At 43.5% G+C, this 9,406-nt stretch carries 11 protein-coding genes; 4 read left to right on the forward strand and 7 right to left on the reverse strand.

Translation table 11 applies throughout. The features are described from left to right. Nucleotides 1-333 (reverse strand): hypothetical protein (locus AC5V8P_RS19620; protein WP_495473792.1); only part of this gene is annotated, 333 nt, incomplete at its 3' end. Here AC5V8P_RS19620 and AC5V8P_RS19625 point away from each other — a divergent pair. Continuing rightward, the gene (locus tag AC5V8P_RS19625; protein WP_231116751.1) at nucleotides 319-831 is read left to right on the forward strand and encodes a hypothetical protein; all 513 of its coding nucleotides are present in this window, start codon (nucleotides 319-321) and stop codon (nucleotides 829-831) included. The two genes, AC5V8P_RS19620 and AC5V8P_RS19625, sit on opposite strands and share 15 nt — an antisense overlap. Nucleotides 832-1,200: 369 nt before the next feature. On the opposite strand, the gene AC5V8P_RS19630 is transcribed toward AC5V8P_RS19625, so the two are convergent. Together AC5V8P_RS19630 and AC5V8P_RS19635 are read right to left on the reverse strand one after the other, a co-directional pair. Further along, entirely contained in the window at nucleotides 1,201-1,554 is a 354-nt protein-coding gene (locus tag AC5V8P_RS19630; RefSeq protein WP_064795759.1) for a hypothetical protein, read from the reverse strand. A 461-nt stretch (nucleotides 1,555-2,015) separates the two neighbouring features. Further along, entirely contained in the window at nucleotides 2,016-2,744 is a 729-nt protein-coding gene (locus AC5V8P_RS19635; RefSeq protein WP_013370968.1) for a glycosyltransferase family 2 protein, read from the reverse strand. 162 nt (nucleotides 2,745-2,906) lie between these two features. Here AC5V8P_RS19635 and AC5V8P_RS19640 point away from each other — a divergent pair, with 162 nt between their 5' ends. After that, the gene (locus AC5V8P_RS19640) at nucleotides 2,907-3,740 is read left to right on the forward strand and encodes a class I SAM-dependent methyltransferase (RefSeq protein WP_064795760.1); all 834 of its coding nucleotides are present in this window, start codon (nucleotides 2,907-2,909) and stop codon (nucleotides 3,738-3,740) included. A 108-nt stretch (nucleotides 3,741-3,848) separates the two neighbouring features. On the opposite strand, the gene AC5V8P_RS19645 is transcribed toward AC5V8P_RS19640, so the two are convergent. Beyond that, nucleotides 3,849-7,010, reverse strand: a complete 3,162-nt coding sequence (locus AC5V8P_RS19645) for an S-layer homology domain-containing protein (RefSeq protein ID WP_064795761.1) — start codon at nucleotides 7,008-7,010, stop codon at nucleotides 3,849-3,851. A 308-nt stretch (nucleotides 7,011-7,318) separates the two neighbouring features. Between AC5V8P_RS19645 and AC5V8P_RS19650 the strand changes: the two genes are divergently transcribed. Both AC5V8P_RS19650 and AC5V8P_RS19655 read left to right on the forward strand, forming a co-directional pair. Further along, on the forward strand, nucleotides 7,319-7,813 hold the full coding sequence (locus AC5V8P_RS19650) for an aminoglycoside 6-adenylyltransferase (protein ID WP_495473793.1): 495 nt from the start codon (nucleotides 7,319-7,321) through the stop codon (nucleotides 7,811-7,813). A gap of 4 nt (nucleotides 7,814-7,817) precedes the next feature. After that, nucleotides 7,818-8,042, forward strand: coding sequence for an aminoglycoside 6-adenylyltransferase (locus tag AC5V8P_RS19655; RefSeq protein WP_269203129.1), 225 nt, complete (start codon nucleotides 7,818-7,820; stop codon nucleotides 8,040-8,042). A gap of 45 nt (nucleotides 8,043-8,087) precedes the next feature. Here the strand turns inward: AC5V8P_RS19655 and AC5V8P_RS19660 are convergent, their stop codons facing one another. The 3 genes from AC5V8P_RS19660 to AC5V8P_RS19670 all read right to left on the reverse strand — a co-directional run bounded on the left by AC5V8P_RS19660 (nucleotide 8,088) and on the right by AC5V8P_RS19670 (nucleotide 9,089). Further along, nucleotides 8,088-8,432: a cupin domain-containing protein gene (locus tag AC5V8P_RS19660; RefSeq protein WP_064795774.1), complete on the reverse strand. Its 345-nt coding sequence runs from the start codon at nucleotides 8,430-8,432 to the stop codon at nucleotides 8,088-8,090. A 113-nt stretch (nucleotides 8,433-8,545) separates the two neighbouring features. Next, a complete protein-coding gene (locus tag AC5V8P_RS19665) occupies nucleotides 8,546-8,881 on the reverse strand; it encodes a YolD-like family protein (RefSeq protein WP_063212542.1) in 336 nt (111 codons plus the stop codon). A gap of 13 nt (nucleotides 8,882-8,894) precedes the next feature. Beyond that, nucleotides 8,895-9,089, reverse strand: coding sequence for a hypothetical protein (locus tag AC5V8P_RS19670; RefSeq protein ID WP_063212554.1), 195 nt, complete (start codon nucleotides 9,087-9,089; stop codon nucleotides 8,895-8,897). Nucleotides 9,090-9,406: the final 317 nt, after the last annotated feature.

Genomic DNA, 9,406 nt, shown 5'->3' on the forward strand with positions numbered 1-9,406 from the left:
CTTGATCACCTTGAGGTCCTTGGTCTCCTTGGACACCCTGAGGGCCTTGGTCTCCTTGAACGCCTTGAGGTCCTTGATCACCTTGGACTCCTTGCGGTCCTTGATCACCTTGGACTCCTTGAGGTCCTTGATCACCTTGAGGTCCTTGGTCTCCTTGGACACCCTGAGGGCCTTGGTCTCCTTGAACGCCTTGAGGTCCTTGAGGTCCTTGATCACCCTGAACGCCCTGAGGTCCTTGATCACCTTGGACTCCTTGAGGTCCTTGGTCGCCTTGGACTCCTTGAGGTCCCTGATCACCTTGAACTCCTTGAACTCCTTGTGGTCCTTGATCACCTTGTGGACCTAGAGGGCCTTGAGCACCTTGTGGACCTAGAGGACCTAGAGGGCCTTGTGGACCTAGAGGGCCTTGTGGACCTAGAGGGCCTTGAGCACCTAGAGGGCCTTGAGCACCTTGTGGACCTAGAGGGCCTTGAGCACCTAGAGGGCCTTGAACGCCTTGTGGACCTAGAGGACCTTGAGCACCTAGAGGACCTTGAGCACCTTGTGGACCTAGAGGACCTTGAGCACCTAGAGGGCCTTGAGCACCTAGAGGGCCTTGAGCACCTTGTGGACCTAGAGGACCTTGAGCACCTAGAGGGCCTTGAACGCCTTGTGGACCTAGAGGACCTTGAGCACCTTGGACGCCTTGGACACCCTGAGGTCCCTGGACGCCTCGATCGGTTCCTAAAAGTTCATCAGATACTAACCGATGCGCAGGTACTAATTGTCCCAATGCATCTTTACCCCAAACAGAAATTTGAGTTTCATCCTCTGCTGGTCCGCTTGTGGTAAACACAAACTCAAATGCGTTGAAACCTGCAAAGAAATTACTAGTCAAAACTGCATTTGGTCCCACTACTACTTGTTGTTGTACATATAATGTTCTGCTACCGTTTAAAATAAAACCCTCAATCAAAACAGTAGAAGAATTTGCAGAATCTCGGTTATCTATTTTTACTGTGACTAGTTGGGTGGGTCTGACTCCTAGAACAGGATCGTTTGCAATGGGTCCAGTTGATAATACTGCCATTTAGACACTCCCTCCTCTCTAGTAAAGTCATTTGTTGAACAGTGAGATCTTTCTCAATATCCTGTTCCCTCCATTTTATGTCTCAACCATTTGCTGCGATTGTGGTTCTATCTCTATACATATGTTGAGTTTTAAGACTCTAATTGATCATCCGCAACAATACGCTGAACATCAATGATTGTACCGCTCGCGTTTTTCCCCCAAACTGAAATATCAGTACTTTCTTCTGCTAAACCGCTTGTGGTAAAAACGAATTCATAAGCGTCGAAGTTCGCTAGATAATTTCTCGTAACAACTGCATTGGGGGCTAAAGCTATTTGTTCTAGTACATACAATGTTCGTAAACCATTTAAAATGTAGCCCTGAATTAAAATAGTTGAAGAATTGACCAAATCACGGTTAATTATTTTAACGGTAACCTGCTGAATAGGCCTGATCCCACTAACAGGACTATTCTCAATAGGTCCAGTTGATAATACAGCCATTAAGTTCATCTCTCCTTTTCTATTTATTAACTATAAATCCATATTATATAAAAATACTATATATATTGAACTAAAAATTATATTTAGGCCTTTATCTACTATATTTTTTAAAGTTCAATCTATATAGAACAGAATAGGGATTAATGTAGCTCCATGTATCATATTAATAACTTGTTACATATGATTGTTTGTTTACCTATTAAAATTAAAATAGATATTTACTTATTCAAGCCGTTTTAAATTTTTGGGCATTAAAAAGCAGTGACCGAGCATTAAGCAAGCTGATTCACCATTTTTTCTTTTCCAACCATAAAAAAGGATAAAGGCACCCTGAGAAAAAAGTGCCTTTATCCTTGTAGATCAACTTCAAATAAACTATACTCTCTTGCAAGCACGTTTACACAGAAACAGTGAAGGTTATAATAGTTACTTACAAATCTCACTTGCGACAACAGCTCATGCTACAACACTCTTACAGATCTATTTTTTAAATCCTTAAATTGTTCCATTTTTTGATTTTCATCCCACAAATAGTGAAATCCCCATCGATTAGTGGTATCCCCTTCCCGTAGCCCTTGTTTCAAGGCTGAGAAACGTGAATTCAGATAGTCAAATCCCAAGTATTTATAATGTAACAATAGTACTTCATTATTAGATGGCTTTATTACATTCCCAGCAGGTTCAGCAGTATGCCTACCAGGGCTAAAATTTATTTCTTGAATCGCACTTGGATTAAATATTTGAGGCTTATCGTACGTTTGACTTCTTACACCATTCCTTACCGTTTCATATAATGGTTGCTGGCTATTAGGAAAAAAATCAGAAACCATTTCATAACCATTAGGGACAATCAATGTTATCCCTTTCGAAGTACATTCCTGCAAATATGTTCTAAGGTTAGGGTGATAAAAATGTTCATCTACGTCACAGATAATAATCCAGTCTGCCTTATTCCTGCTTTCTTTCCAACATTGGTTGAATAGATCTTGTGCTGATCTCACGACAGAATTACCTTCGATTTCAAATCTATTCATATTTACTTTGGGATGTGCCTTTAACATGGATATAGAATTATCAGTCGAGTCATTATCGAAAATGTAGTATTGGTCGGCTATATTATCATAGTGCTTAAAAAAAAACGGGAGCATCTTTTCTTCGTTCCAGCATAATGCGTATACATGTATGATCACGTATTCTTCCCCTCTCAAACTCATATCTTATGGATCGACTTGCTTGATAATATATGCAATTTATATTTGTGGGGTTCAAAGCGTTCTCAAAGGTACAGTAGACTTGCTCATTATATAAGTGTTAATGTTATATTATTCCAATCACTTGAAGCAAGGTGCACTATGTCCGAAAAAGATACACATGACATTCTGACTTATTATGATGGCGGAGCAGAAATAGGTAGATTAGAGCGCGGCATCGGAAAAATAGAGCTGGAAAGATCAAAAAAAATCATTTCCCGTTATCTCAGCAAATCCACTCATGTTATTTATGATATCGGCGGCGGTGTAGGGGTCTACTCTTCATGGCTGGCAGAACTGGGATATGAAGTTCATCTATTTGATCTTTCTTCTCAAGCCATTGAATTCGCTCGTCAGCAGCAACTGAATAAACCCAGCATCAGCAAGCTGGAGACCGCAGATGCCAGAAATATTGATCGTAAAGATGAAAGCGCGGACATCGTGCTATTGATGGGACCTTTATATCATTTAACAGAACAGAAGGAACGAGTAAAAGCACTGCAAGAAGCAGCGCGTGTCTTAAAAAAGGGGGGAACGCTGATTACTTCGGCTATTTCCAGGTTTGGCTCGTTACTGTGGGGGCTATCGGTGTACGGCGAGTGCAATACCATTTTAGAGGAAGATGCATTCATGGATATGGTCAGACAGGAGTTAACAGATGGTCAGCATGTACGACCGGCGGCTTATCCCTCTTTTATCACACACTCCTACTTTCATACACCGGATGCCTTGCGTGCAGACTGGCAGGCGGCTGGATTGCAGGAGCCTCGTGTTTTGGGTGTGGAAGGCCCCGTCTGGATTGCACCCGGATTTGAAGAAAAATGGGCGATTCCCTCCCATCGCAGACGTTTGCTGGATATAGCACAGCAGGTTGAAGAGCAGGAATCCGTGATCGGTATGAGCCCGCATATGCTTGCCGTAGGTACCAAGTCTTAAAGCTCATCAACTATATGGTTGATGGATTGTTGTACAACATAACAATTGTCACGTTGCTTCTCAACCAAAAAGACGAGCCACATAGGCTCGCCTCTACATCATTCCAGATTACTGCTCCAAACTTTCCAATACGGTTTTAATTTCGCTGTTCAAACTAAGTGCATTATAAATCGCAGTCAAGGCTTCAGCACGTGACGCATGATACTTAGGTCCAAACTGACCCGTACTTATACCCGAAAGCACACCAGCTTGTGCTAATTGTTTAATCGTATCAGCCGCAAAAGAAGTGGACAGGTCGGTGAAGCTTTTTTCATTCGAGGTGTCCTTTTTCAATCGGTCTAAATCCAAGATCCGCGCCAAAATGGCAGCCATTTCTTGACGAACGATCGTTTGGTCTGGTCTAAATGTACCGTCCTCATAGCCGTTTAATACTCCTGCTGTGGTCAGTTTTGTTATGGCATCCTGCGCCCAGTGATCCCCAATATCGTTCAAAACCACAGGCTGGTTTCCAGCACTAATATCGAAGATTCTAGAGATGATAGTAGAAAACTCTGCACGGGTAATTTCACCATCAGGTCTGAAACTGCCATCCTTATATCCATTTACGATACCCAGCTTTGAAAACGTTTCGACCGTCTTTTCTGCCCAATGTCCTTGTAGGTCTGACGGTTTAACATTAGTAGAAGAATTTAAAGCAGATTCTGCTTTAGATTTTATATTCTGCAGTACTTTGTTGTCTGCAATCACTACGTTACTGTTGAATATGTCTTGCACAGGAACAGTTGGTTCAGTCACCAGTTCTTCAGGTACAGCTACTGGTTCTTTAGATACAGTTACCGATGAAGATGATACAGCTGATGTTGCCGTATTACTGCTGGAATCATCGCTAGAATGGTCACTGTTTCGATGGCCAGACCCGCTACCGCTGGAACTACTGGAATCACTGCCAGCATTACCGGACGGTGCGGGAGCAACAACCGCTGTTACTGTAATTGGAACGTTAAAGCTATATCCGCTGTATGTGGCGGAAATTACCGTGTTTCCTTCTGAAAGAGCCCTAATCTCTCCCTGAGTAACTGTAGCGACATTCATGTTGCTAGAAGTCCAGGTTGCTTTATCAGTGACATCAATCTCTGACGAGTCTGATTTTACAACGCTGGCTATAAGCCGTTCTGTATCCCCTACTAGCATTTTTTTATTATTAATAGAAGGACGTAATTCCGCATAGTTATCATCTCTTGATCCCGGGTTTGGCGTTGGCGTCGGATCTGGCGTTGGCATTGGATCTGGTGTTGGCACCGGATCTGGCGTTGGCACCGGATCTGGTGTTGGCACTGAGTTGATAGTGAATGAAGCGGTAGCCGTCGAGCTCTTCTCATCTAACGCTCCGTTCGTTGTACCGTTATCAATCACAGTATAATCAAAACTTGCTGGACCCTGGTAGCCTGAATTCGGAGTGAACAGCACAACCGCTCCGTCTAAAACTACCGTGCCACCTTGTGCATTTTCTACCGATGCGATGCTCAGATGTTGTAAGCTCTCATTGACAGGGCCTGCCGTGTCGTTTGCTAAGAGGTCATCAACAGCGATGGATTGTGTTCCTGCATTTGCCGGTAACGATGGCAGTGTATCATTCACAGCTATCGGACTATTGTTTACCTCACTTACAGTGATTTTAGCTTGGTTGGCCTCGCTGATCCCTGTTCCAGACATATCTAGCGATGATTGTACGTCGAAACTGAAATGATCACCTGATGGAGAGTTAGCATAAAGATTTGGCATAAATTTAAGCCCTGCTTCGCCATCCGCTACAGAAATGAATTGACCATCTCGGATTTCCATTACCCCATCGTTTTTATAGAGGGTTCCACCAATAATGTTTGAGATTCTAAAGTACGACACGTCAGTTCCATCCACTTGATTACGAGTAAGGATCAGTCCATCAAAGCTTTGCTTGTCTTCCTCTGTCAAAGCGTCTGTTACATTAGGGACATCAGCAACGGAATTGACCGGAAAGGACGCTTGCTTAACCACCGACAGCGGAACTGCGGCACCATTCGATGTTCCATCATCTGTAACGGTAAAAGAGAAGCCAGCGATTCCATCAAAATCCGGCTGAGGTGTAAAAACTACATTGGTTCCGTCCAATCGTACAGCGCCTCCAGCGATGCTGATGACTGAGGATATCGTTAAATGTTGACCATTCTCATTCGGACCGGCTGACGCATGCGCAAGCAGTTCTGTAAAAGGGATGGTCCGCTCTCCTGAGTCTTCTGAAATGGAGGATAGCGTTTGGTCTTGAGCTGTCGGAGCATCGTTTACTTCCGTAACATGGACAACAGCCCTAGTAGCATCGCTTAGTCCATCCCCCGTTGCACTCTGAGCCGCCTTTACATCGAAAGAGAAGGTGTCTCCCGCTGCATTGTTGGCGTTTGCCATAGGCACAAACCTCACGCCGTCGCTGGCTTCTGCTGCCGTGATAAAAGTTCCATCAGAAATCTCCGTTACCCCATCGCTATGATATAGTCTGCCTCCGATAATGTTCGTAACTTGATAATGTGTCACTACCGTTGAATCTTGCGGGTTGGGTGTAATGGTTATATTGGATGTCGGGATATCTTCCTCAGTGGTTACAGCAGCTACCTCAGGCATTTTGGATACAACGGGCAGGGCTGCTGTTTCCAATATCAACTGGGGAGCATTTACGTCATTGTCATCAGCCGAATATGCAATTTCCGAATAGTCTCCAGGGTTCCCTGCTTCATTGGCGAGCAATGCAAATGAGACAATATCATCCGTCTGTTGTTGTACAAAAGGGGTAACATCAAAATCAACCCAGCCTACTTGAAGGTCTGAGCCTGTTTTCGTATTCAAAGGCTGATCCATCGGGTTCAGTGGAAAAGCTCCGTTACTCCAAACATCAGCAGTCGATCCATACACAGTCAAAAAAGGATTCAAGTTAGAGCTATAGCTAATAGAAGAGATATAAATTCGCAAGGTTGCCTTCGCTACAACCTTGTCTGTCAGCTCAGGCATGTTAAACTGAATCGCTGATCGGTAATATCCTAACGTTGTGTCCGAAGACCTGCCAACATAGTTCTCTGGAGCATCCATCCAAGTGTCAGACTTGCTCCATGTTCCGTCTTGGATTAAGTTGGGTTGTGCGATTGGTGCTGCACCAGCATCTGTCACCGAGATGGCCGATGAGAAGATTAGTGATACTGCTGTCAATGCGTATGTGAATCGTTTAGTAGACTTGCAAAAGTGCATACCTTTCCTCCTACTGAAATAAATCTATAATTGCTGCTTGGTATTATACAATGTCGTCACTGAACAAATTCTGAACAATTCTTTTAAGCTTGGTTACTGCTAAGACCCTTTCTCTGTTGCATTCTATCCTTTTATTCAATGAACTCAGTAGGAATCTTGAATGGCTTCTGGGTATAGGCTATTGTAAGAGTAGGATACCTTTTCCAGACAAAAACTTATAGGAGGTCGTTTTCCTTGACGATTCTTGAGCTGGTCGCCATTATTACTTCTGCTGTGTTGTCTACGCTTTTTTCCTTTCGATATCGCTTGTGGAGACGACTATAGTATCTTCCATGGATAGCTTTATTCAGGAACGTGGCTGGATTCGCCACTTTGGAGAATTGATCATTATGCAGACGCCTGATGAGCATACGAAACTTACTTCGACATCCCGTGATCGCTTTGCCTTTCTCATGTTATTTACCGATGAAAATCGCATAGATCTTACGCTCTGTCCTACAGAAAACATTGCCAATTGGCACCGAGACAGCTTAAGTGTGCTGCTCTTGGATAAAGACGGTCTGGTGAAGCCTTTTCCATCGCCAATTCTTCAAGATTATGAGACAGTTCCTCCAACTGCCCAAACTTATGCAGACGCTTGTAATGAGTTCTGGTGGGTCAGTACTTATGTGGCTAAAGGACTATGGCGGCATGAGCTTCCCTATGCCAAGTTCATGTTGGATCGACCTGTAAGAGATATGCTTCACTTGATTGCTGGAATGGCGTATTGGTATACAAACCGACTTCACGGCAGATCCGGGTAAGCAGGTGAAATATTTGGAGAAGCACCTTGAGCCTGATCTTTGGACGACCTATATCCAAACGTTTGCGGATGCAGATTATGAACATCTATGGCAGTCTCGACGATCAACGTGTGACAAACTATCTCTATCATGTAAAAGCTCTCCCTGCAGATGCAACGGATATCTATTGATGAAAAAAACCAGTCCGGCACTTGATTTACATGTGCTAGGCTGGTTTTTTATACACTAACGTTGTTTGTCCAAAATGCCGTTTGGGATGGGCTATCCCCTCATATTAGTTTTCGGTCAGAACCCGGTCGCCTCTGCTGGCAGGCTGTGAAATAACCAAAAATTCAACGTCCTCATTCGTTTCATTAAACATTTGATGGGGCACCAGAGGAGGAACCTCACATCCTTCCTGAGACCCTAATTGGATTCGTTCACCATTCACCTCAAGTACCGCTGTACCTGATAAAATAAAGAAAAATTGGCGCGCATGGTGATGATAATGTCTGACTTCATGGGTGTTTCCCGGCATACGCTCATGAATAATGCTCAAATCATCATTTTTCACCAAACGCCAACCATCACATTGATCTCCCCATATATAATGTTCAGCATTATGTTTACTTATTTTCAAAACGAACTCCCCCTTTGCAGTTACAGTTTTATTGTAAATCTGGAACCACAAAGCCACAACCTTAATATAAAAAACGACTGAACCCATATAAAATGTTCTCTGGTCAGACCGTTTTAGATATCCGCCTCGATAATTTCCTCCAACTTAATCCAGCTAAAATCCTCTTCCCCACGGGATAGCTTTACTTCTCGCCGACTTGTGTTAATCACTGTAACCAATCCGCACAACTCCTCATCATCAAACGGATTGAAAACTCTTAGCGTAATAGGCTTCCGTTCGTTATAGGATACGACAATGGCCTGTTCAATCTGCTGCATCTCCTGATCGTCAAGTGTTGGCTTGCCGCGTCTTCCCTGCTCCTTCATCAGTCTTAAATATGCCTCCCGATGTTCGGGCAAAATCATACGCGAACTTTCCCATATGCCGTTTCCTTCAAGCTTTTTCCCCATCGTAAGTTCCCTCCTATGCTGTTCTGGTTACCGGATGCCATGCCAATACATGATCTAATCGAAAAACACGTGGCTGACCCGACTGCAAACAGGTGGCCCGGATCAAACCATTCTGCACACGATGCACCTCTATCCGGCGATGAGACAGTTTGCCCTTTCGGTCCATATACACGATTTCCACGATCTGCCCCACATATTTCTCCAGCATCATTTTCCACTCCTCATCAGAACGTTTGTTTGTATTATATGCGAACATGCGTTTGATTATCAATGTAAAAAAATCCCCTGGAGGGAGTTGGATCTCTCAAGGGATTTTATATATCCATATCTATAAATTCATTATTCACTTTTTTTTCCATTACAGCAAAGTAATTGTCTTCATGATCTGCAAAGTTAAATACTCTCCCGAACGGCATATCTACGATTTCTCCGACTTTAACATTTTTATTAGGGTCTGTACGCAAACCTATTTAAGCCATAAACGAATAGAAAGTAGCGTCAAAAAAGCCATGAACATGTTCGCTG

The sequence above is a fragment of the Paenibacillus sp. N119s genome, assembly GCF_059447605.1.

Bases quoted from the DNA above. Each gene is read 5' to 3' on its own strand.
- AC5V8P_RS19640 (WP_064795760.1), top strand. From the start codon at position 2,907: ATGTCCGAAAAAGATACACATGACATTCTGACTTATTATGATGGCGGA.
- AC5V8P_RS19645 (WP_064795761.1), bottom strand. From the start codon at position 7,010: ATGCACTTTTGCAAGTCTACTAAACGATTCACATACGCATTGACAGCA.
- AC5V8P_RS19630 (WP_064795759.1), bottom strand. From the start codon at position 1,554: ATGGCTGTATTATCAACTGGACCTATTGAGAATAGTCCTGTTAGTGGG.
- AC5V8P_RS19665 (WP_063212542.1), bottom strand. From the start codon at position 8,881: ATGGGGAAAAAGCTTGAAGGAAACGGCATATGGGAAAGTTCGCGTATG.
- AC5V8P_RS19670 (WP_063212554.1), bottom strand. From the start codon at position 9,089: ATGCTGGAGAAATATGTGGGGCAGATCGTGGAAATCGTGTATATGGAC.